Source organism: Pseudomonas sp. RL (genome assembly GCF_000647775.1).
Classification (GTDB): domain Bacteria; phylum Pseudomonadota; class Gammaproteobacteria; order Pseudomonadales; family Pseudomonadaceae; genus Serpens; species Serpens flexibilis.
On sequence record NZ_JBOY01000042.1, the window covers coordinates 20644 to 41779 of the forward strand.

Here is a 21136-nt window from a genome sequence, read left to right on the forward strand (position 1 = left end):
CGGCAGTTCCGTAGGGTGGACAACGTTTCCTTGCCCACCACCGCGCCGGCACGGCGCGCAGGGCGAGTCGATGAGCCGCGAGCGTATTCACCCAGCCGCTTGGCAGCCGGCACCACGCCGGTCAGAATGCCGCTAAACCCGCATTCCAGAGCGGCTGCCGACGCACCGCCGATCACCGGATACGCTTTCTGCCATGAACATGCCCCCGTTACTGCTGGATCTCGTCACCGCCCTGGCCATCGGCTTGCTGATCGGCATCGAGCGCGGCTGGCGCAGCCGCGGCGTGTCCGACGGCCAACTGGCGGCCGGCATCCGCACCTACGGGCTGGTCGGCCTGCTGGGCGGGCTCGCCGCGCTGCTCAGCCAGCCATTCGGCGTCGGCGCCTGGATCGCCGTGCTGGCGGTGTTCGGCGCCCTGGTGCTGGTCAGTTACTTCGGCGACCTGCGACGGGGCGACCTGGGCATGACCAGTGAGATCGCCCTGCTGCTGACCTTCCTGCTCGGCAGCCTGGCGCTCAGCGACCAGCGCATGCTGGCGGCCGGCTGCGCGGTGATCGTGGCGTTGCTGCTGAGCCTCAAGGACCAGCTGCATGCCGCGTTGCAGAAGCTCTCCGCGCTGGAGCTGAGCGGCGCGCTGAAACTGCTGTTCATTTCCCTGGTGCTGCTGCCGACCCTGCCCAACCAGGGCTACGGTCCCTGGGAGGTGTTCAACCCCTACAGCATTTGGTGGATGGTGGTGCTGATCGCCGGTATCGGCTTCGCCGCCTATGTGGCGGTGCGGTTGGTCGGCACCCGCCACGGCCTGCTGATCACCGCGCTGCTCGGCAGTCTGGTGTCCTCCACGGCGATGACCATCAGCCTGTCGCGACTGCGTGACAAGACCAGCCTGCACAACCTGCTGGCCACCGGCCTGCTGGCAACCTCGGCGCTGATGTTCCCCCGCGTGCTGCTGGAGGTGGGGGTGATCAACCGCACCCTGCTGCCCAGCCTGATGGCCCCGCTGCTGGTCGCCTGTGCCTTCTATCTGCTAGGGGCGCTCTGGTGGTTCTTCCGTCCCCACGAGCCGGCCGCCGCGGAAAGCGAGGCGCCGTTGAGCAACCCCTTCGAGCTGGCCCCGGCGCTGCGTTTCGCCCTGCTGCTGGCGCTGATTCTGTTCCTGGTGGAGGCCGGACGACGCCTGATGGGCGACGTGGGCGTCTACCTGGTGGCCCTGGTGTCAGGCCTGGCCGATGTGGACGCCATCACCCTGTCGCTGGCCCGCAACGCCCAGGGCGAACTGGGCAATCAGATCGCCGTTCAGGGCATTTTCCTCGCCGCGCTGAGCAACAGCCTGGTGAAGGCCGGGCTGATCGTCGCCATTGGCGGCCGCGCCTTGGCCGTGCGCACGCTGCCCTTCATCTTCGCCGGCCTGCTGGCCGGTGCGGTGGTGCTGCTGGTATAGGGCGCCCCTGGCCGGAACTGCCTGCTTCCCACCCTCCGATCGGTGGGCACCTGGCGGCCGGACGTCGAGACTGTGCGGAAACCGGCAGGAGATCCGCATGTCAGACGGCAACATTCCGTGTGCACCCACACTACGCCAGCCAATCCGCCACCGGGTGGTGACGGGTGATGGCGTGCATCTGGCGACCTACCGCTGGGGGCGTGCCGACGGCCCTGTCCTGCTGCTGGTGCACGGTTATCCGGACAACCACGCCATCTGGCTGCCGCTGGTCGATGCACTGGCCGACGACTTCCAGATCATTGCCTACGACGTGCGGGGCTTTGGCGCTTCGCAGAAGCCGAGGCGCTTGCGGGCGTACCGCCTGGAGCGGCTGGCCAAGGATCTGGAGGCGGTAATTCGCGCCACCAGTCCGGAGCGCCCGGTGCACCTGGTGGGTCACGACTGGGGCTCGATCCAGTGCTGGGAAGCGGTCACCGAACCGCGTCTCCAACCCCTGCTGGCGTCCTATACGAGCGTGTCCGGCCCATGCCTCGACCACGTCGGCCACTGGATGCGCGAACGCCTGGCCGAGAAGCGCGCCGGTGCCTGGCGGCAGGTGGGCGGACAATGGCTCAGCTCCTGGTACATCGGCTTCTTCCATCTGCCGCTGCTGCCAGAGCTGTGCTGGCGGCTGGGCCTGGATCGGGCCTGGCCCTGGCTGCTGCAGCGTCTGGAAGGGCTGCGCGACGTGCCGCCCAATCCCAGCCAGCGTGCCGATGGCCTGCACGGGGTGGCGTTGTACCGGGCCAACTTCATGCCACGCCTGTGCAGGCCCCGTGCACGCCACACCCCAGTGGCCGTGCAACTGATCGTGCCGTTGCGCGATCGCTTCGTCCGCCCGCAGCTGTTCGAAGGCCTGCAACGCTGGGTGCCCCGGCTGATGAGGCGCGACACTCCGGCAGGACACTGGCAGTTGCTGGCCCAGCCTGGGGAGCTGGCCGACCGCCTGCGCGACTTCGTTGCCGACGTGGAGAAGGCCGGTCAGTCGTCCTGATCTTCCAGCGCCGGCAGACCGGCGGCGCGTTCCAGCAGCTCGTTGGGCAGGCTCTTGCTGGCCCGCGCACCGAGCAGCTTGAGGTTTTCCACCCGGCCGATCAGGTTGCCGCGCCCGTCCACCAGCTTGTTGCGTGCACTGGCGTAGGCCTTGTCGAGCTGCTGCAGGCGCGTGCCGATTTCATCCAGGTCCTGCACGAAGGCGACGAACTTGTCGTACAGCGCGCCGGCGCGCTCGGCGATCTCGCGGGCGTTCTGGCTCTGCCGCTCCTGGCGCCAGAGGCTGTCGATCACCCGCAGGGTGGCGAGCAGCGTGGTCGGGCTGACAATCACGATGTGCTGCTCGAAGGCCTCCTGGAACAGCCCCGGATCGGCCTGTAGCGCGGCGGCGAAGGCCGCCTCGATGGGCACGAACAGCAGCACGAAATCCAGGCTGTGCAGGCCCTCAAGCCGCTGGTAGTCCTTGAGCGAGAGACCCTTCAGATGCCCACGCAGCGATTGCACGTGGCGCTTGAGTGCCAGCTCGCGCACGTTGTCGTTCTCGGCGGCGAGCATGGCCTGGTAGGCCGTCAGGCTGACCTTGGCGTCTACCACTACCTGCTTGTCGCCCGGCAGCTGGATCAGCACGTCGGGCTGGAAGCGCTGGCCGTCCGGGCTCTGCAGGCTGACCTGGGTGTGGTACTCGCGGCCCTTGGCCAAGCCGGCGTGCTCGAGCACGCGTTCCAGCACCAGTTCGCCCCAGCTGCCCTGGTTCTTCTGGCCCTCGAGGGCGCGGGTCAGGTTGTTGGCCTCTTCGCCCAGGCGCTGGTTGAGCTGCTGCAGGCGCTGCAGTTCCTTGGCCAGCGAGAACCGTTCGCGGGCTTCCTGCTGGTAGCTGTCCTCGACCCGCTTCTCGAACGCCTGGATGCGCTCCTTGAGGGGCTCGAGCAGCTGGCCGAGGCGCTGCTGGCTGTTCTCCGCGAAGCGCTGCTCGCGCTCGGCGAAGATGCTGCCGGCCAGTTCGGCGAACTGCGCTTTCAGGGTGTCGCGGGCGGCCTGCAGGTCGAGGAGACGCTGCTGGTGGGCCTGCTGCTGCTCGCGCAGCTCGGCCTCGAGTCCCGCCCGTTCGCCCACCAGCTGGCGCAGCGTAACCTCCTGGCGCTCGCGCTCCGCTTTCCAGGCGTGCTGCTCCTGCACCAGCAGTTCCCGCTCGCGGCGCTGGGCGGCCAGTTCGGCCTGCTGCGCGGCATTGTGCTGCTGCAGTTCGCCAAGCTCGTCGCGGCATTCGCGCAGCTGGCCGTTGAGCAGGTCCTGGGCCAGCTGCGCGGTGGTGGCGCGCTCCTCCAGGAGCATCGCCTGGCTGCGCGCTTCACCGAGGCGACGCTGAAGGTGCCAGGCCAGGCCGAGCAGCGGCACACCGGCAAGCAGCAGGCCGACCAGCAGGGACAGAGGATGCAAGGGCATGGGAGCTCCCGGGGTTGAGCAACGAGGCGGCCAGTATATCGGCCATCCGGGAGAGGGACGGAATCAGGACAGGAAGGAAGCCGCTTCGCCGGTCAGGGCCTGCTGGGCGCGTGGGTCGCCCGCTCGCGCGGCCTGGCGGAGGAACTCCTGGCCGATGCGCCGGTCCCGATGGCTGCCGCAATGCTGACACAGCAGCAGGCCCAGACGGCTCTGGGCTTCCACCACGCCCCGGCGCGCCGGCTGCTTGAGCAACTGGCCAGCCAGTCGTTGCGCCATCGCGGCCCGTCGCAGGCGCGGATTATCCAACAACCAGCCAGCCACTCGCAGGGACAGGAGTGCGCGCGGTGCGGGCGTAGAAACGGACAGGAACTTCATTGCGTGATCGGGGGTACCTTGAACGAGGCGCGCACTCTACTCCTTTTTCCCGGTGGGTAAAGACTTGTCAGAATGCGTTGGGCTTGTTCCAGACAGCCGCAGACAAGCCATCCACAGTTTCTGTGGATAACATTGTGGGGAAGTTTGCGAACAACGCGCGCAAACGGCCGTGGATAAAGGCCCGAAGACAGATTGGCTATTTTTTAGCCAAAAATAAAAGCCTTATTTTTCAATAAGTTACGCTTCAATCGCTGATAAACCTGGCGATTACCAGGGTGTGACCGGGTTCCCCAGCTGTTTCGACGGAAGCCCGGGCGCAATGTGAACAAGTTCTCGCAGAAGAGGCAGGAGCCGGGCCAGCTGAAGCGCATTTCGTCGGCATGACCGCCGGTTATCCGCGCTGCCCTGGCCTGCACTAGACCACTCTCAGACGTGGCGGGCAGCGCCGCACCGGCATGCCCAGGCCGAGCCCCATGGCCTCCACATGTTCGCGTGGCAGACGCCGGGCACCGGACAGAACGATCCGTACCGCCGCCTCATCCAGCACAGCCTCCGCCAGCGCCAGGTCCATGCCGCCGGCGACTCGCCGCCTGGCCTTCAGCCAATCGAGCAGGGCATTGATGGCCTGCCGCTCGGCTTCTTCGGGTAAGCACCGCATACCTCCCTCCTTGATTGCTCCGTGTGACGTGCCAGAAGCGTAGACAGCCCCTGCGACGGCGCGTCGCGTGCATGTGCGGGAACAGAGAGTGGCATCACAAAAGCACCCTGTCGGTTGACGTCCACCCGACGGAAGGCAGGATGGCGCATGGCCAGAAAGTGATCCAGCGCAAATGAAAAGCCCCCGTCACCGGCCGGTGACGGGGGCTTTCTGCCACACCAGGGGAATCAGGCCTTGACGCGGGACTTGTATTCGCCGGTACGGGTATCGATTTCGATGGAGTCGCCGATTTCGCAGAAGGCGGAAACCTGCAGCTCGGCACCGTTGTTCAGGCGAGCGGTCTTCATCACCTTGCCGGAGGTGTCACCGCGCACGGCCGGCTCGGTGTAGGCGATCTGGCGGACGATGGTGGTCGGCAGTTCGACGGAGATGACCTTCTCACCGTAGAACACGGCTTCGCAGACGTCGGTCATGCCGTCTTCGATGAAGGCCATGACGCCTTCCAGGTCGTCCTTCTCGATCTCGTACTGGTTGAAGTCGCTGTCCATGAACACGTACAGCGGATCGGCGAAGTAGGAGTAGGTCACTTCCTTGCGCTCAAGGATGATCGGCTCCAGCTTGTCATCGGCCTTGAACACGGTTTCGGTGCCAGCGCCGGTGAGCAGGTTCTTCAGCTTCATCTTGACGACCGCAGAGTTACGGCCGGACTTGTTGAACTCGGCCTTCTGGATGACCCAGGGCTGGCCGTTGATGTTGGCTACCTGACCGGCGCGGAATTCTTGTGCGGTTTTCATACGGATATCCGTTGGGATGAGTGACAAAAAAGAGGCCGCGTATGATAGCCAATTTCCCGCCCGCGAGTAACCTGCCGCCGCTCGCTTTGCGCAACCGTTCCTCAGCCCTGCCTCGCGGCGAAGGCCACCAGCTGACTGGCGAGATCGTCCTGCTCGGCCAGGGCCCCGCACCAGCGTTCGGCGTGCGCCCGTAGCGCGGGCAACTGCGCCAGCAGGGCGGACCAGGCCGGGCCGGGGGCCTCGGCACGGTTCCAGGCCCGCCAGACGCCCCGAAGGTCATCGGCCAGTCCTGGCTCCAGGCCGACGCAAAAGCGGTCCAGGAAGGCTTCCAACTTGTGCATGTGCGCCTCATCGTCCTGTGGGTAGATGTGCCAGATCAGCGGCTCACCGGCCCACTGCGCACGGACAAAGGAGTCCTCGCCGCGCACCCCGTTGAGGTCGCAGCACCAGAGCAGTGTGTCGTAGGCCGCCTGGGAGACGAATGGCAGGACCTGCACGGTCAAGCGGCCCCGGGTGACGCAGTCGCCCGCACGCAGCGCGTCGACCCCCAGCCAGGCCTTGAGGTCGGGCAGCACCCTGCCCTCCGGCACCAGCAAACGCGTGGGCGGCTGCTGGTCGACCAACGGCTGCAACCAGTCGCCCAGCGCCGGTTGCTCGTAGCTGAACAGCGAAACCAGCCGCTGGTTCGCCGCGACGTCGATGCCCAGGCCCTGCAGGAAGGCGCGCCGCGCCAACGGGTCGGCCTGGAAGGCGCGCCGCCGCGCCAGCAGCTCGCGTTCGCGCAATAGCCCGCCGGTGTCGGCATCGAAGCCTGGAAAGAAGAAGTACTTGGACAGGCCGTTGGGTTGCAGCGATGGCAGCCGGTGACAACCCGCCACCCAGCCTTCGGCACTCAGGTATTCCAGGTTCAGCCACAGCGGCGGCACCGCGCGACGCGCCATGGCCACCTCGAAATCCGCCGGCAGCCGGCAGGCAAAGGCCTCGACCACCACATCGGAGGGCTCGACCGATTCCCACTGCGCCTCCCAGTGGCGGATCTCCACCCCGGCCTGGGTCTGCCGCGAGGCCCGTACATCGGCTTGCGGACAAAGGCGCGCGAAGGCATCCAGGTCATCGACCCACAGGCGTACCTGCTGGTGGTGCTCGGCCACCAGCTGGCGCGCCAGGCGCCAGGTCACCCCGATATCGCCGAAGTTGTCGACTACCGCACAAAAAACGTCCCAGCTGCGCGCCATATGTCTCCCGCCCGTGCCACGCCGACCCCGGCCGGCATTACCATCAGGCGCGCAGGATACCGCAGCGAGGCCGCCTTCCGCCCGCCAGAACAAAGCGAACCGGTCCGAGTCGAACAGGTCGCATCCTTGTCGATCCGAGCTTGCGTATACTGGCCACCCTTCTCACTGGAGTCCCCTCATGAACAAAGCCGAACTGATCGAGGCCATCGCGGCCTCCGCCGATCTGCCGAAATCCACCGCCGCCCGTGCTCTGGATGCGCTGACCGAAACCATCACCAGCGCCCTGCGCGACGGTGACAGCGTTTCGCTGGTCGGCTTCGGCACATTCGCCGTGAAGGAGCGCGCGGCCCGCGAAGGTCGCAATCCGCAGACCGGCGCCACCCTGCAGATCGCCGCCGCGCGCCTGCCGGGCTTCAAGCCGGGCAAGGGCCTGCGCGACGCCGTGAACTGATCTTCCGCCGCCCCGAGTCCACCCGGGGCGGCACCCGCTTCTCCTGCCCGTGCGCCGGGCCCGACAAGGCGCGGCGTGCCAGACTGCCGGAAGACCCTGGCCCTTGAACGCCGCCATGCCAACGCTCGATCTGCGCCGTCTGATTCTCCTGCTGAGCATCTGCGCCACGCTGCTGGTGCAAGGCTTCCTGCTGTATTCCGGTTATCAGCTGCAACGCCGCCTGCTGATCGAGCAAACCCTGGAAACCAATCGCATCTACGCCGTGAAACTGGCGGAGCTGGCCGAAGACTTCCTCTACTCCTCGCAGCAACGCCTGACCTACAGCGCCAACCTGCTGCGCTCCCGACTGGACGACCCGGCGTTCATCGACGCTGAGCTGGAACGCCTGCGCGTGCAGCTCGATACCTTCAACTCGGTCTACCTGGTGAATGCCGACGGGCGCCTGCGGGCCTTCTCCCCTCATGACCCACAGCGCATCGCGGATCGCATCAGCGCCGGCTCGGAAGAAATCCTGTTGCGTCGTGAGCCGCTGGTCTCGCGACCGTTCATTACCGCCCGGGGACGCCTGGTGGTGGCGCTTGCCCAGCCGCTGTTCGACGACCAGGGGACCTTCCTCGGCTACCTGGGCGGCTCCATCTACCTGCGCGAACCCAGCGTGCTCAACAAGCTGCTGGGCGAGCATTACCATCGCGACGGCTCCTACCTTTACGCGTTCTCCCCGGACCGGCATGTCCTCTACCACGACGACCCGCATTGGATCGGCCAGCAGCTGGACGAAAGCGAAATCACCCAGGCGGTGCGAGAAGGTCGCAGCGGCAGCCTGCGACTGCTCAGCGAGAAGGGCGAGGAGGTCCTGGCCGGCTACGCCACCGTGCAGGGGGCGGGCTGGGGCGTGGTGACCCAGCGCCCCTTGCAGGTCACCCTGGCAGAACTGAAAAGCCTGGCCTGGGAAGTGGCGGGCTTCGTCACGCCGGTGCTGCTGGTCACCATGCTGGTGATCTGGTGGCTGTCCTGGATCATTTCCCGCCCCCTGCGCCAGCTGGCCAGGAGCGTGCAACAGCCGGACGGGCTGCTGGCGGCCCAGGAAGTTCGCAAGGTGAGGTCGTGGTACTACGAGGCGGCGCAACTCAAGCGTTCGATCCTTGCCGGCCTGGAGCTGCTCAACCGCAAGATCGGCAAGCTGAACCTGGATTCGATCACCGACCCGCTGACCGGGCTGGTCAACCGGCGCGGCGCCCAACTGTCCCTCGAGGAATGGGAGAACGATGCCCGCCCCTTCGCCGTGGTACTGATGGACATCGACCACTTCAAGCAGGTCAACGACCAGTTCGGCCACGACGCGGGCGACCGCACGCTGCAGTTCCTGGCCAGCCAGATGCGCAAGGTGGCGCGGGCCAGCGACGTGCTGTGCCGCAGCGGTGGCGAGGAATTCATGATGCTGCTGCCGGACACTGAGCTGGAGGATGCCGCCCGGGTCGCCGAGCGGCTGCGCCGCCTGATGGAGGAAAGCGTCACGACCGCCGGACGCCCGGTGACGCTCTCCTTCGGGGTGGCGCACTACCCGCAGACCAACAGCTTCCCCGAGAAGGTGCTCAAGGCTGCGGACGAGGCGCTGTACCGCGCCAAGGAGCAGGGACGCAACCGCGTGGAGCTGGCGCCCGGTTAGCGGCGCAGCAGGCCGTCCGCCAGGGCGATCACTTCGCGGATCTGTTCTTCGGTGCGCGCGTGCATGACGGCGCGAATGTGCTCGTCGAGCAGACCTTCCAGGATATGGCTGTTGTAGACCCGCAGCGCGAACAGCGCGCTGGCGCGCAGGGTGGGCTCGGCCTTGTGGGATCGGGACGGGCGCTTCTGCGCCGGGGTGTCGTGCGACTGCCTTTCTGCACTGCTCATTTATCAACCGCTCTTGGTGCTGCCACGGCCATCAGGCCATGGCACTCGAAATAGACGTGCCTGGAACAAGCCCCGTCCAGGCGGCGTGTGCGGGCACTCATCCGTCTGTCGAAAAAACTCGTGAACAGGATCACAGGCCGCGAGTCTACCGTCCGTCCGGAACAGTCACAATAAATTCATGGTCTTTAGTCATTTCCTCCGCCCCAAAAAGAAACCCCGCCTAGGCGGGGTTTCGGGTGAAGCGACGGAGGATCAATCCTCGCGGTAGCGGCGCAGCTTGAGGGCCTTGCCGGCGACGCGGGTGTCCTTGAGCTTGCCGAGCAGACGGTCGAGGCCCTCTTCCGGCAGCTCGATCAGGCTGAAGGTTTCGCGGATCTGGATGCGGCCGATAGCTTCGCGGGCCAGGCCGCCTTCGTTGAGGATCGCGCCCAGCAGGTTCTTCGCGGCGATACCGTCGCGGGTACCCAGGGCAGCGCGGCAACGGGCACGGCCTTCGGCGATCGGCGCCGGGGCGCGACGCTCGCCACGCTCGCGGTATTCGCTGCGGGCGCTGCTATCACGCTCGCGACGCTCGCGGGTCGGGCCCGGCACCAGCGGCTGCTCGCGCTCCAGATCGGCCAGGCTCAGCGACTGGCCGTTGGTGGCCTTGCGCAGCAGTGCGGCGGCCAGGGCATGCGGGGTGCAGTCCAGATCGGTCAGCAGGCGATCGAACAGTGCGCCATGGGTGCCTTCGGCCTCGGCCAGCAGCGGACGCAGGGTCTCGGTGAGCTTGCGAATGCGCGCATCCAGCACCTGTTGCGGGCCCGGCAGGTGCGCCTCGGCAACCTTCTGGCCGGTGACGCGCTCGATGACCTGCAGCATGCGGCGCTCGCGCGGGGTAACCAGCAGCAGCGCGCGACCCTCGCGACCGGCGCGGCCGGTACGGCCGATGCGGTGCACGTAGGATTCCGGATCGTAGGGCATGTCCACGTTGAGCACGTGGGTGATGCGCGGCACGTCGATACCGCGGGCAGCCACGTCGGTGGCGATCACGATGTCCAGGGTGCCGTTCTTCAGCGACTCGATGACCTTTTCGCGCTGTGCCTGGGCGATGTCGCCGTTCAGCGCAGCGGCCTTGTAACCCTTTGCTTCCAGCGCGGCGGCCAGGTCCAGGGTGGCCTGCTTGGTGCGCACGAAGCCGATCAGCGCATCGAAGTCTTCCACTTCCAGCAGACGGCACACCGCGGCGACCTTCTGGTCAGCGTGCACCATCACGTGGGCCTGCTCGATGCGGGCCACAGTCTGGGTCTTGGCGGCGATCTTGATGTGCTGCGGCTCGCGCAGGTGCTTCTCGGCGATGGCGCGGATCGAATGCGGCAGGGTCGCGGAGAACAGCACGCTCTGGCGGCTGGCCGGCATGGCCTGGAAGATCACTTCCAGGTCGTCCATGAAGCCGAGCTTGAGCATCTCGTCGGCTTCGTCCAGCACCAGGAAGCCGATGGTCGACAGCAGTTGGTCGTTGCGGCTCAGGTGATCGACGAGACGACCGGGCGTGGCGACGATGATCTGCGCGCCCTGGCGCAGCGCCTTGAGCTGCGGACCCATGGGCGCGCCACCGTAGACGGCGACCACGCCGACACCCGGCATCTGCTTGGAGTAGGTTTCGCAGGCGGTAGCCACCTGCAGGGCCAGTTCGCGGGTCGGCGCCAGGATCAGCGCCTGGGGCTCGCGGCGGGCCGGGTCAATCCTGGACAGCATCGGCAGGCAGAAGGCAGCGGTCTTGCCGGTGCCGGTCTGCGCCTGGCCGATCATGTCGTGGCCTTCCAGGATGACCGGGATGGCCTGGGCCTGAATGGGGGACGGTTCTTCGTAGCCGGCCGCGACGATGGCGGAGAGAACGGCGGGATGAATACCGAGCGCGGCGAAGCCGCCGGTTTCCTGAGTCATGGGGTTGCCTCTTTGCATTCGCAAACACCCATGAGCAAGACTGCGCATGCCGTGATCGACCTTGTGGGTCACCCTGGCAGCCTGGCGGCGAGGAGTTGCGATGTGAATGAATGAAACGACGAAGGTAGGCCGCGGAGCGGACCTGCAGCGAAGCGATGCTTCGTGGAACCTGATCGGAGCCGCAATTGCGACCGGCGCGCACTATACCGGAAACCTGGCGCCTCTGCGCGTTTTTTTTGACGGACGTGACGCCCTTTGACGGGCGCCACCCGGGACGCAACCTGGTACGGCCGGCGATCCCCCGCCCCGCAGTGCCGGGTGCGAGCAGTCCAACCCCAGAGGGGCCGGTACCGCTGCCTAGGCGCCCCGTTTACTGACCCGGAACTGGCCGACCAGTCGCTGCAGGCGATTGGCGGTATGCCGCACCCGCTCCGCGCTGCCGGCCAGCCCGTCCAGGGTCTGCCCCATGTCGCCGGCGGCCTGTTCCACGCCGCGGATGGTCTGCCCGTAGTGCAGGCTGCGCTGGTTCAACTGCTGGATGATTTCGAACATGCGCTGCACCCGCGCGTGCAGCTCGCTATTCTCGGCGCCCTCTGTCTCGCTGTGCTGCAGGCGCGCATCGACGTCCTTGACCCCGGCTTCCATGCTCTGCACTTCGCGCCGTGTTTCAGCCTGCAGGCTTTCGACCAGGGTACCGATGTTCTCGGCGGCCTGGGCGGTGCGCTGCGCCAGGGTGCGTACCTCACCGGCCACCACGGCGAAGCCGCGCCCGTGCTCGCCGGCGCGCGCCGCCTCGATGGCCGCGTTGAGGGCCAGCAGGTTGGTCTGCGCGGTGATGTCGGCGATCAGCCCGACGATGCCGTCGATCTCCGCCATGCGGCTGTCCAGGCGCTGCACGCCGAGGGCGGAACGCTCCATCACGTCGCGGATCGAGCGGGTGCCGCTGCGCACCTGCTCGAAGCGCTCGCGGGCGCTGGCCACCACCTGGTCCATGGCGCTCTTCATCTCGCCGGCCGTGCTGGCCGCCTGCTGGATCTCGCCCAGCTGCTCCTCGACCAGCAGCAGCAGTCGGTGGATCTCCTCGTTGACCTCGCGACTGGTGCCAGCCGCCTCACCGCTGCGCTCCAGCATGCGCGCGTTGGTGTCGCGCACCTGGGCGGAAACCTCGATGACCTGCCCCACCAGGTTGTCCAGGCTGTCGATCAGGCTGTTGATCCAGCGGCCCATCTCGCCGCTTTCGTCGCTGCCCAGCTGGGCCCGGTCAAGACGCTGGCTGAGGTTGCCGCCGCCCTCGGCGATGGTGCGCACCACACCAGTCATGCGCCGCAGGCGCGCGGCCAGGCGGTTCGGTCCGAACGCGGCGAAGGCGCAGGCGCCCAGCACCAGCAGGCCGAAATCCACGGCATCCAGCGCCCAGCCGGAGAGCCCGCCGAGGTGCTGCAGGCCGACGCGCAGGCCGAACAGCGTCAGCACGGTGGCCAGGTAGGTCTTCATCAGCCCGTAGGCCAGCGAGCGACGCCGGTAGACTTCCTCCAAGTCGGCCTCGCACATCATGCCCCAGCGGTCCGGCGAACCGGGTAGCTGGAAGGTGACGCCCTTGCCGATCACCGGGATGTGCCGGTAGTCCGAGTAGCCCGGATAGCTGACGAACAGGTTCTGTCCACGGGCGATGGTTTCGCGCACACCGGGATGCAGCTCGCCGCTGGCCGGATCGGTGAAGCGCAGCTCCAGCTCAGTGTGGCGCTGCACGCGCACCGTGCCCCAGGCGGTGTGCACGCCACCCTTGAGGTTCTCGCCGAGGCTGAAGGTGTCATCCTCGAACCGCGAGCGCGACAGCGCGGTGCCGGCGGTGATCGCCGGATCGAACCGCGACTCCACCATGAACAGGTAGTTGTCGCCGGAGTCCGGGTAGACATGCCCGGCTTCGCGCTGAATCAGATCGCCCAGCACATCGTTGGGCACCCGCGCGCACAGGCAGCCGAGACCCTGGCCCTCGACCTGGACCGGCTGGAAGAACATCAGCGTAACGGCGTCGTGGAACCGGGAGCTGCTGGCGCCCAGGCGCTCGGTCCAGGGATCGCGGTACGGGCCGAGCAGGAACGGCTTCTTCAGGCCTTCGGCGAGGGCGCGCGGGGAGATGTCCGTCTGGCCCTGGCGCGCCTCGCTGCTGGAAGCCAGCACCCGGCCGGCGGCGTCCACCACGAACAGCTCCGAGCAGTCCGGCAACTGCCGCAGCTCCTCCCGCAGGCGCTGCGCGTCGGGCGTTGGCCAGTCCGCCCCCACGCCCTGCGCCAGTTCGCCGAGACGCGTCCAGTGCGCTTCCGTCCACTGCTGGAGCTTCTTCATGCGCGTCTGGGCGATGCCCTCGAACGTCTGCTCCAGTTCCGCCGCCAGTCCGCGATTCAGCCAGCAGGCCCAGCCCATGGCCAGGCGGCCGGTCTTGCCGAACCAGGGCAACCAGCCGCGCTCGGCGGCCGACAGATTCATGTGTGCACTCGAATGGGACATCGGGGAATTCCTTGCGACCGACAGCGGTAACCTTCGGTGCAGAGCAATTCCCGGACCAGCTGCAAAGCCCCAAAATCGCCCGTTTACGGCAAATTCCGCACCGTTTCAGGGCGCAGAGAGCGAGAGACCCAATATCAATGCGCCATTACCGTGCACATCAACTGGCGGGGCGGATCGCCTCGATCAACGATTCCAGGCTGTAACCCAGGCGCGGCTGCAGGGCCTGGGCGCGCTCACGCAACGCATCAAGATCCAGCGTCTGCTCCAGATCGGAGGGCACCAGCAGGGCGACATTGCCCTCCTTCACCGGACATTCCCAGTAATGGTGATGGAACAGCCCGCGCAGCAGCGCAGCGCCCAGCGGCTTGCCATCATCGGTGGCCCACTGGTTGATGATCAGCCAGCCACCCGGATTGAGCTTGGCCTGGCAGGCTTCGAGGAATTTCCAGGCCAGATGGCCCGGGCCGGGGCCCAGGTCGGTATAGAGGTCGACGAACAGCAGGTCCGGCCGTTCGGCGCTGTCGAGCAGCTCCAGTGCGTCGCCGACGCGGATGGTCAGGCGCGGATCATCGTCCAGGCCGAGGAACTCCATGGCCAGACGCGGCACATCCGGGCGCAGCTCAATGACTTCGACATCGTCCAGCGACAGGAACTTCAGGCAGGCCTGGGTCAGCGTGCCTGCCCCGAGGCCGAGAAACAGCGCGGATTCCGGCGCCGAGTGGGCCAGGGCGCCGAGCAGCATGGCGCGGGTGTAGTCGTATTCCAGCCAGGCCGGATCGGCGGTGAACACGCAGCTCTGCTCCACCTGATCGCCGAACTCCAGGAAGCGGTAGTCGCCCATTTCCACCACGCGGATCACGCCATAGGCGTCGCGCACCTCGGCCAGCAGCCGTTCTTCCTGCACATCCGGCACACCCGACAGCGGCGTCTGTTCACTACTCATCGCGTCATACAACCTGCTTGCAACCGGCCAGGGCGGCCGAAGGGGCGCCTATGCTTGCCAAAGCGCGCGGGAAACACAATCACAAGCCTTCATCGGAGCGCCATCGGCATTGGAGTAGCATAGGCGGCGTCCTTTTCAATCCGCCAAGAGAGCATCGATGTCGCAACCCTGGTCCCCCGAGAGCTGGAGGAGCAAGCCCATCCAGCAGCAACCCGTCTACCCCGACGCCGCCCATCTGGCCCGTGTGGAAAACACCCTGGCCGGCTATCCGCCGCTGGTGTTCGCCGGCGAGGCACGCGAGCTGCGCCGCCAGTTCGCCGAGGTCACCCAGGGCCGCGCCTTCCTGTTGCAGGGCGGTGACTGCGCCGAAAGCTTCGCGGAATTCTCCGCCGCGAAGATCCGCGACACCTTCAAGGTGCTGCTGCAGATGGCCATCGTCATGACCTTCGCCGCCGGCTGCCCGGTGGTGAAAGTCGGCCGCATGGCCGGCCAGTTCGCCAAGCCGCGTTCCTCGGGGGAGGAAACCCAGGGCGGGGTCACCCTGCCCGCCTACCGCGGAGACATCGTCAACGGCATCGAATTCGACAGCCGTAGCCGCGCGCCCGACCCGGAGCGGCTGGTCCAGGCCTACAACCAGTCCACCGCCACCCTCAACCTGCTGCGCGCCTTCGCCCAGGGTGGATTCGCCGACGTCCATCAGGTGCACCAGTGGAACCTGGACTTCATCGCCAACTCGGCACTGGCCGAGAAGTACCAGCAGTTGGCAGGTCGCCTCGATGAAGCGCTGGCGTTCATGCGCGCCTGCGGTCTGGATGGTGTGCCACAGCTGCGCGAGGCCAGCTTCTTCACCGCCCACGAGGCGCTGCTGCTCAATTACGAGCAGGCCTTCGTGCGCCGCGACAGCCTGACCGGCGACTGGTACGACTGCTCGGCGCACATGCTGTGGATCGGCGACCGCACCCGCCAGCCGGACGGCGCGCATGTGGAATTCCTGCGCGGGGTCGGCAACCCGATCGGCGTGAAGATTGGCCCGAGCACCCAGCCCGACGAGCTGCTGCGGCTGATCGACACCCTCAACCCGGAGAACGATCCGGGCCGCCTCAACCTGATCGTGCGCATGGGCGCTGGCAAGGTCGAGCAGCACCTGCCTCGCCTGATCCGCGCCATCACCGAAGAGGGGCGCCTGGTGCTGTGGAGTTCCGATCCGATGCACGGCAATACCATCAAGGCCGGCGCCTACAAGACGCGGGACTTCGCCAGCGTGTTGCAGGAAGTGCGCGAATTCTTCGCCGTGCACCGCGCCGAAGGCAGCTACCCGGGCGGCATCCATATCGAGATGACCGGCCAGAACGTCACCGAGTGCATCGGCGGCTGCCGACCGGTCACCGCGGACAGCCTGTCGGATCGCTACCACACCCACTGCGACCCGCGCCTGAACGCCGACCAGTCGCTGGAGCTGGCGTTCATGATCGCCGAGAGCCTGAAGGGGCTGGGGTAATAGTGGAGTCTCCGGCCGCCAACGGTGGCCAACGCGTTGCGTTGACCACTCTACGGTCGGTGTCGCGATCAGCCGATCACCGAGAATTTCATTAGGCTGCTTCCTTTCTCGGCGCCACCTGCCGCATCATGCGGCAGTTCGTCCCAGCCACAGCGTGCAGCCCCCATGAGCGCAGTCCGATTGCGCGATCCCGCGCAAGTTCTCGCCCTGATCGTCTTCACGGCCCTGATCTATTTCTGCACCGGCCTGCCGCTGGCGGTGCTACCCGGCTATGTACACGACAGCCTCGGCTACAGCTCGGCTGTGGCCGGCCTGGTGATCAGCGCCCAGTACCTCACCACCCTGCTCGCCCGGCCGCTGACCAGCAGCCTGTGTGACCGGCTGGGCTCGCGCCGCGCGGTGACCTACGGCCTGCTGGCCTGCGCGCTGAGCGGTCTGCTGACGTGGCTGGCGATCAGCCTGGACAACCTGCCCATCGTGACGCTGGGCGCCCTGTTGCTGGGGCGGGTTTTGCTGGGCGCCGCCCAGGGACTGATGGGTACCGGCGCGCTGAGCTGGGCCATCGCCCGCGCCGGGGTGGAGCACACCGCCCGGGTGATTTCCTGGAACGGCGTCGCTGTCTACGGCGCCATCGCCATCGGCGCCCCACTGGGCATGGCCTTGGCCGAACGCTTCGGCGTCGGGAGCCTCGGCGCGGTGACCCTGGCACTGGCGCTCGGCGGCCTGCTGCTGATCCGCCGACAGGCGACCCTGCCGGTCAGCAGCGAAGCCCGCCTGCCCTTTCGTCGCGTGTTCGGCCGGGTGCTGCCCGGCGGCCTGACCCTGGCGCTCGGCACGCTTGGCTACGGCACCCTGTCGACCTTCGTGGCGTTGTACTTCACCAGCCGCGGCTGGGACGGCGCCGGCTATGCGCTGAGCGCCTTCGGCGCCGCCTTCATTGGCGCGCGCCTGGTGTTCTCAGGCAGCATCGGCCGCTGGGGTGGTTACCGGGTAGCGCTGGCCTGTCTGGGCGTGGAGCTGCTCGGACTGCTGCTGATCTGGCTGGCGCCTGGGCCGGTACTGGTCTTTGCCGGCGCGGCCCTGACCGGCCTGGGCCTGTCGCTTCTGTATCCAGCGCTGGCAGTGGAAGTCATCCAGCAGGTGCCAGCCTCCAGCCGCAGCTCGGCGCTGGGCGCCTTTGCGCTGTTCTTCGATCTGGCCCTGGGACTGGCCGGCCCGCTGATGGGGCTGCTGGTGCCGTTGAGCGGCCTGGCAGGCCTGTTCGGCGTATCCGCGCTGTTTGCAGTGATCGGTCTGGGGATGGGGGTTCGGCTGCTGCAGGGCGCCCGAGGCTGAGTCCTGCGCCTACGCGCTTCGCGGCTGCAGCCCCCGGGAGCAGGTTTCATTGATCCGCCGACGCGGTGCGAGGCCGCGAGACGCGCCGTGCCGGCGCGGTGGTGGACAAGGAAAACGTTGTCCACCCTACCGGAGCGGCACGCCCTCAGCCGCAGTCGGCCGGCGTCAAGCCGGCCTCGTGCACCACCTCAGATCAACGCCAGACCGCGAGCCAGGTCGTTGCGGATGTCGTCCACGTCCTCCAGGCCAACCGCGACACGGATCAGGCTGTCGCTGATTCCGGCGGCGGCGCGCGCTTCGGGGCTGAGGCGGCCGTGGGACGTGCTGGCCGGGTGGGCAATGGTGGTCTTGGTGTCGCCCAGGTTGGTGGTGATGGAGATCATGCGGGTGGCATCGATCACCTTCCAGGCATTCGCCTTGCCGCCCTTCACCTCGAAGCTCACCACCGCGCCGAAGCCGCTTTGCTGTCGCTTGGCCAGCTCATGCTGCGGGTGGCTGGGCAGGCCGGCGTAGTAGACGCGTTCAACCTGGGGCTGCTGCTCCAGCCATTCGGCGATGGCCTGCGCGCTTGCGCAGTGGGCCTGCATACGCACCTTGAGGGTTTCCAGGCCCTTGATGAACAACCAGGCGTTGAACGGACTTAGCGTCGGGCCGGCGGTACGCAGGAAGCCGACCACCTCCTGCATCAGCTTGGCCGGACCGGCCACCACGCCGCCCAGGCAACGGCCCTGGCCGTCGATGTACTTGGTGGCCGAATGGATGACGATATCGGCACCCAGCGCCAGCGGCTTCTGCAGCACCGGCGTGCAGAAGCAGTTGTCCACCGCCAGCAGCGCGCCGTGGGCGTGGGCCACCTGGGCCAGCGCGGCGATATCCACCAGCTCGGCCAGCGGGTTGGACGGCGATTCGACGATGAACAGCTTGGTGTTGGGCTTGCAGGCCGCCGCCCAGGCGTCCAGGTCGGCCAGCGGCGGGTAGTCCACCTCCACACCGAAGCGCTTGAAGTACTTGTCGAACAGGCTGATGGTCGAACCGAACACGCTGCGCGACACCAGCACATGGTCGCCGGCGCTGCACAGGCTCATCACCATGGCGAGGATGGCGGCCATACCGGAAGCGGTGGCGACCGCCTGCTCGGCCCCTTCCATTGCGGCAATGCGCTCCTCGAAAGTGCGCACCGTGGGGTTGGTATAGCGGGAGTAGACGTTGCCGGGCTGCTCGCCGGCGAAGCGCGCAGCGGCATCGGCCGCACTGCGGAACACATAGCTGGAGGACAGGAACAGCGCTTCGCTGTGCTCCGCCTCGGGGCTGCGGTACTGGCCGGCGCGCACGGCCAGGGTATCCGCCCCGGCCTCGCTCAGATCACTGTCCAGCCGGCCGGCATCCCATTCATTCAACATTGCTTTACACCTTGGGGTTGCGGCGCATTCGGCACGGCGACTGCGCCGCCGCCCGGGTGCGTCAGATCAGTTGTTGTACAGGTCGATGATCGCGTTGACAGCGTTCTGCTTGCTCTTGCTCAGGTCGTTGCGCGCCTGATCAATCCGCTGCAGGTAGGCCTCGTCCACGTCGCCGGTGACGTACTTGCCATCGAACACTGCGCAGTCGAACTCGTCGATCTTCACCTTGCCGCCGCCGACGGCGTCCTTGAGGTCTGCCAGATCCTGGTAGACCAGCCAGTCGGCGCCGATCAGCTCGGCCACCTGTTCGGCAGTGCGATTGTGAGCAATCAGCTCGTGGGCGCTGGGCATGTCGATGCCGTAGACATTCGGGTAGCGCACTTCCGGCGCCGCCGAGCAAAAGTAGACCTTCTTGGCGCCGGCGTCGCGGGCCATCTGAATGATCTGCTTGCAGGTGGTGCCGCGCACGATGGAGTCATCCACCAGCATCACGTTCTTGCCGCGGAATTCCAGGTCGATGGCGTTGAGCTTCTGGCGCACCGACTTCTTGCGCGCCGCCTGGCCGGGCATGATGAAGGTCCGGCCGATATAGCGGTTCTTCACGAACCCTTCGCGGAACTTCACTCCCAGGTGGTTGGCCAGCTCCAGCGCGGAGGTACGGCTGGTATCGGGAATCGGGATGATCACGTCGATGTCGTGGTCCGGGCGCTCGCGGCGGATCTTCTCGGCCAGCTTCTCACCCATGCGCAGGCGGGCCTTGTACACCGACACGCCGTCCATGATGGAGTCGGAACGCGCCAGGTAGACGTATTCGAAGATGCACGGGGTAAGGCGCGGATTCTGCGCGCACTGGCGGGTGAACAGCTTGCCGTCCTCGGTGATGAACACCGCTTCGCCTGGCGCCAGGTCGCGGATCAGCGAGAAGCCGAGCACATCCAGGGCAACGCTTTCCGAGGCGATCATGTACTCGACGCCTTCGTCGGTGTGACGCTGGCCGAAAACGATCGGGCGAATGCCATTCGGGTCGCGGAAGCCCACCAGGCCGTAGCCGGTGACCATGGCCACCACGGCATAACCACCCCGGCAGCGCTCATGCACCTTGGCGACGGCGGCGAAGATGTCCTCTTCGCTGGGGCGCAGCTTGCCGCGACGGGCCAGCTCGTGGGCGAACACGTTGAGCAGCACTTCGGAGTCGGAGTTGGTGTTCACGTGGCGCAGGTCAGCGGCGTAGATTTCTTCGGCCAACTGTTCCACGTTGGTGAGGTTGCCGTTGTGCGCCAGGGTGATGCCATACGGCGAGTTCACATAGAACGGCTGCGCCTCGGCGGAGCTGGAGCTGCCGGCGGTCGGGTAGCGGACATGACCGATGCCGATGTCGCCCACCAGCTCCTGCATGTGGCGCTGACGGAACACGTCGCGCACCAGGCCGTTTTCCTTGCGCATGTGCAGGTGACCGTTCTCGCAGGTCACGATGCCGGCGGCATCCTGACCGCGGTGCTGGAGCACGGTAAGCGCGTCATACAGCGCCTGATTGACGTTCGACTTGCCGACGATACCGACGATGCCACACATGTGACGCAACCTCACTCATGAATCATGGAGGGAGCCGGAGCTCCCGTTCTGGGGTCCATTCCCGCCTCGCCGCAGTCGCGCGAAACGGAAGAGGGCCCTATCGACCAGCCGCGCCGAACTGCTGCGCGGCGGCTGAACCTTCGATCATCCACTGACCGACATTGTTGAGGATCAGGTTCTTGGACCAGTCCGCCACCATCAGGAAATGCGGCACCAGGGACGACTCTCGCCACCAACTGTCCTGCTGCACCGGCGCCAGGCTCAACAGGCCGACCAGAACCACCACCAGCAGGGCGCCGCGGGCCACACCGAAAACCATGCCCAGCAGGCGATCGGTCCCCGTCAGGCCCGTGGCGCGCACCAGCTCGCCGAGCAGGAAACTGATCAGCGCACCGACCAGCAGCGTGGCCACGAACAGGATGCCGCAGGCAGCGATGATGCGCGCCGACGGCGTTTCGATGAAATCGCCAAGGTGCTCGGCCAACGCGCCGCCGAACAGCCAGGCAACGGCACCGGCGACAATCCAGATGACCAGGGACAAGGCTTCTCTGACGAAGCCGCGCTTGAGACTGATCAGTCCGGAGACAAGGATGATGGCGATGATTGCCCAATCGACCCAGGAGAACGACACG

At 66.9% G+C, this 21136-nt stretch carries 17 protein-coding genes and 1 pseudogene; 6 read left to right on the forward strand and 12 right to left on the reverse strand.

Annotation, left to right across the window (positions count from 1 at the left end):
- Positions 1-193 precede the first annotated feature (193 nt).
- Positions 194-1441 carry an MgtC/SapB family protein gene (locus AS93_RS0107945; protein WP_027590120.1) on the forward strand — a complete coding sequence of 416 codons (1248 nt, stop codon included), beginning with the start codon at positions 194-196 and terminating at the stop codon, positions 1439-1441.
- A 97-nt stretch (positions 1442-1538) separates the two neighbouring features.
- The gene (locus AS93_RS0107950; RefSeq protein WP_051587390.1) at positions 1539-2474 is read left to right on the forward strand and encodes an alpha/beta fold hydrolase; all 936 of its coding nucleotides are present in this window, start codon (positions 1539-1541) and stop codon (positions 2472-2474) included.
- Here the strand turns inward: AS93_RS0107950 and rmuC are convergent.
- From rmuC to earP, 5 genes are all read right to left on the reverse strand, one after another.
- Positions 2462-3916, reverse strand: coding sequence for a DNA recombination protein RmuC (gene rmuC / locus AS93_RS0107955; RefSeq protein WP_027590122.1), 1455 nt, complete (start codon positions 3914-3916; stop codon positions 2462-2464). The genes AS93_RS0107950 and rmuC overlap by 13 nt on opposite strands.
- Positions 3917-3979: 63 nt before the next feature.
- Entirely contained in the window at positions 3980-4291 is a 312-nt protein-coding gene (locus tag AS93_RS0107960; protein ID WP_081798249.1) for a hypothetical protein, read from the reverse strand.
- 415 nt (positions 4292-4706) lie between these two features.
- Positions 4707-4949: a hypothetical protein gene (locus tag AS93_RS0107965; RefSeq protein WP_027590124.1), complete on the reverse strand. Its 243-nt coding sequence runs from the start codon at positions 4947-4949 to the stop codon at positions 4707-4709.
- Positions 4950-5176: 227 nt separating this feature from the next.
- Positions 5177-5743, reverse strand: a complete 567-nt coding sequence (gene efp, locus AS93_RS0107970; protein WP_027590125.1) for an elongation factor P — start codon at positions 5741-5743, stop codon at positions 5177-5179.
- 101 nt (positions 5744-5844) lie between these two features.
- Positions 5845-6978 carry an elongation factor P maturation arginine rhamnosyltransferase EarP gene (earP, locus tag AS93_RS0107975; RefSeq protein ID WP_027590126.1) on the reverse strand — a complete coding sequence of 378 codons (1134 nt, stop codon included), beginning with the start codon at positions 6976-6978 and terminating at the stop codon, positions 5845-5847.
- Positions 6979-7156: 178 nt separating this feature from the next.
- Here earP and AS93_RS0107980 point away from each other — a divergent pair, with 178 nt between their 5' ends.
- Both AS93_RS0107980 and AS93_RS0107985 read left to right on the forward strand, forming a co-directional pair.
- Entirely contained in the window at positions 7157-7429 is a 273-nt protein-coding gene (locus AS93_RS0107980) for an HU family DNA-binding protein (protein ID WP_027590127.1), read from the forward strand.
- Positions 7430-7544: 115 nt separating this feature from the next.
- Positions 7545-9095 (forward strand): sensor domain-containing diguanylate cyclase, encoded by a 1551-nt coding sequence (locus AS93_RS0107985; RefSeq protein ID WP_027590128.1) that lies wholly within the window; start codon positions 7545-7547, stop codon positions 9093-9095.
- On the opposite strand, the gene AS93_RS0107990 is transcribed toward AS93_RS0107985, so the two are convergent.
- The 4 genes and pseudogenes from AS93_RS0107990 to AS93_RS0108005 all read right to left on the reverse strand — a co-directional run bounded on the left by AS93_RS0107990 (position 9092) and on the right by AS93_RS0108005 (position 14669).
- On the reverse strand, positions 9092-9322 hold the full coding sequence (locus AS93_RS0107990; RefSeq protein WP_027590129.1) for a hypothetical protein: 231 nt from the start codon (positions 9320-9322) through the stop codon (positions 9092-9094). The two genes, AS93_RS0107985 and AS93_RS0107990, sit on opposite strands and share 4 nt — an antisense overlap.
- A 252-nt stretch (positions 9323-9574) precedes the next feature.
- Positions 9575-11280, reverse strand: a pseudogene (locus AS93_RS0107995) (DEAD/DEAH box helicase).
- A 325-nt stretch (positions 11281-11605) separates the two neighbouring features.
- The gene (locus AS93_RS0108000) at positions 11606-13756 is read right to left on the reverse strand and encodes a methyl-accepting chemotaxis protein (protein WP_027590131.1); all 2151 of its coding nucleotides are present in this window, start codon (positions 13754-13756) and stop codon (positions 11606-11608) included.
- Between the two features lie 157 nt (positions 13757-13913).
- Positions 13914-14669 (reverse strand): spermidine synthase, encoded by a 756-nt coding sequence (locus AS93_RS0108005; protein ID WP_027590132.1) that lies wholly within the window; start codon positions 14667-14669, stop codon positions 13914-13916.
- A gap of 187 nt (positions 14670-14856) precedes the next feature.
- On the opposite strand from AS93_RS0108005, the gene AS93_RS0108010 reads away from it, so the two are divergent.
- Positions 14857-16197 (forward strand): 3-deoxy-7-phosphoheptulonate synthase class II, encoded by a 1341-nt coding sequence (locus AS93_RS0108010; RefSeq protein WP_027590133.1) that lies wholly within the window; start codon positions 14857-14859, stop codon positions 16195-16197.
- A gap of 165 nt (positions 16198-16362) precedes the next feature.
- Complete coding sequence (locus tag AS93_RS0108015; protein WP_027590134.1) at positions 16363-17532, forward strand: MFS transporter; 1170 nt, start codon at positions 16363-16365, stop codon at positions 17530-17532.
- A gap of 188 nt (positions 17533-17720) precedes the next feature.
- On the opposite strand, the gene AS93_RS0108020 is transcribed toward AS93_RS0108015, so the two are convergent.
- The 3 genes from AS93_RS0108020 to AS93_RS0108030 all read right to left on the reverse strand — a co-directional run bounded on the left by AS93_RS0108020 (position 17721) and on the right by AS93_RS0108030 (position 21135).
- Positions 17721-18932 carry an O-succinylhomoserine sulfhydrylase gene (locus tag AS93_RS0108020; protein WP_027590135.1) on the reverse strand — a complete coding sequence of 404 codons (1212 nt, stop codon included), beginning with the start codon at positions 18930-18932 and terminating at the stop codon, positions 17721-17723.
- Between the two features lie 66 nt (positions 18933-18998).
- On the reverse strand, positions 18999-20504 hold the full coding sequence (gene purF, locus AS93_RS0108025; protein WP_027590136.1) for an amidophosphoribosyltransferase: 1506 nt from the start codon (positions 20502-20504) through the stop codon (positions 18999-19001).
- A gap of 97 nt (positions 20505-20601) precedes the next feature.
- A complete protein-coding gene (locus tag AS93_RS0108030) occupies positions 20602-21135 on the reverse strand; it encodes a CvpA family protein (protein WP_027590137.1) in 534 nt (177 codons plus the stop codon).
- Position 21136 lies beyond the last annotated feature (1 nt).

Excerpts from the sequence above, each read along its gene's own strand:
- AS93_RS0107945 (WP_027590120.1), top strand. The coding sequence starts at position 194 with ATGAACATGCCCCCGTTACTGCTGGATCTCGTCACCGCCCTGGCCATC.
- AS93_RS0107950 (WP_051587390.1), top strand. The coding sequence starts at position 1,539 with ATGTCAGACGGCAACATTCCGTGTGCACCCACACTACGCCAGCCAATC.
- rmuC (WP_027590122.1), bottom strand. The coding sequence starts at position 3,916 with ATGCCCTTGCATCCTCTGTCCCTGCTGGTCGGCCTGCTGCTTGCCGGT.
- AS93_RS0107960 (WP_081798249.1), bottom strand. The coding sequence starts at position 4,291 with ATGAAGTTCCTGTCCGTTTCTACGCCCGCACCGCGCGCACTCCTGTCC.
- AS93_RS0107965 (WP_027590124.1), bottom strand. The coding sequence starts at position 4,949 with ATGCGGTGCTTACCCGAAGAAGCCGAGCGGCAGGCCATCAATGCCCTG.
- efp (WP_027590125.1), bottom strand. The coding sequence starts at position 5,743 with ATGAAAACCGCACAAGAATTCCGCGCCGGTCAGGTAGCCAACATCAAC.
- earP (WP_027590126.1), bottom strand. The coding sequence starts at position 6,978 with ATGGCGCGCAGCTGGGACGTTTTTTGTGCGGTAGTCGACAACTTCGGC.
- AS93_RS0107980 (WP_027590127.1), top strand. The coding sequence starts at position 7,157 with ATGAACAAAGCCGAACTGATCGAGGCCATCGCGGCCTCCGCCGATCTG.
- AS93_RS0107985 (WP_027590128.1), top strand. The coding sequence starts at position 7,545 with ATGCCAACGCTCGATCTGCGCCGTCTGATTCTCCTGCTGAGCATCTGC.
- AS93_RS0107990 (WP_027590129.1), bottom strand. The coding sequence starts at position 9,322 with ATGAGCAGTGCAGAAAGGCAGTCGCACGACACCCCGGCGCAGAAGCGC.
- AS93_RS0108000 (WP_027590131.1), bottom strand. The coding sequence starts at position 13,756 with ATGTCCCATTCGAGTGCACACATGAATCTGTCGGCCGCCGAGCGCGGC.
- AS93_RS0108010 (WP_027590133.1), top strand. The coding sequence starts at position 14,857 with ATGTCGCAACCCTGGTCCCCCGAGAGCTGGAGGAGCAAGCCCATCCAG.
- AS93_RS0108015 (WP_027590134.1), top strand. The coding sequence starts at position 16,363 with ATGAGCGCAGTCCGATTGCGCGATCCCGCGCAAGTTCTCGCCCTGATC.
- AS93_RS0108020 (WP_027590135.1), bottom strand. The coding sequence starts at position 18,932 with ATGTTGAATGAATGGGATGCCGGCCGGCTGGACAGTGATCTGAGCGAG.
- purF (WP_027590136.1), bottom strand. The coding sequence starts at position 20,504 with ATGTGTGGCATCGTCGGTATCGTCGGCAAGTCGAACGTCAATCAGGCG.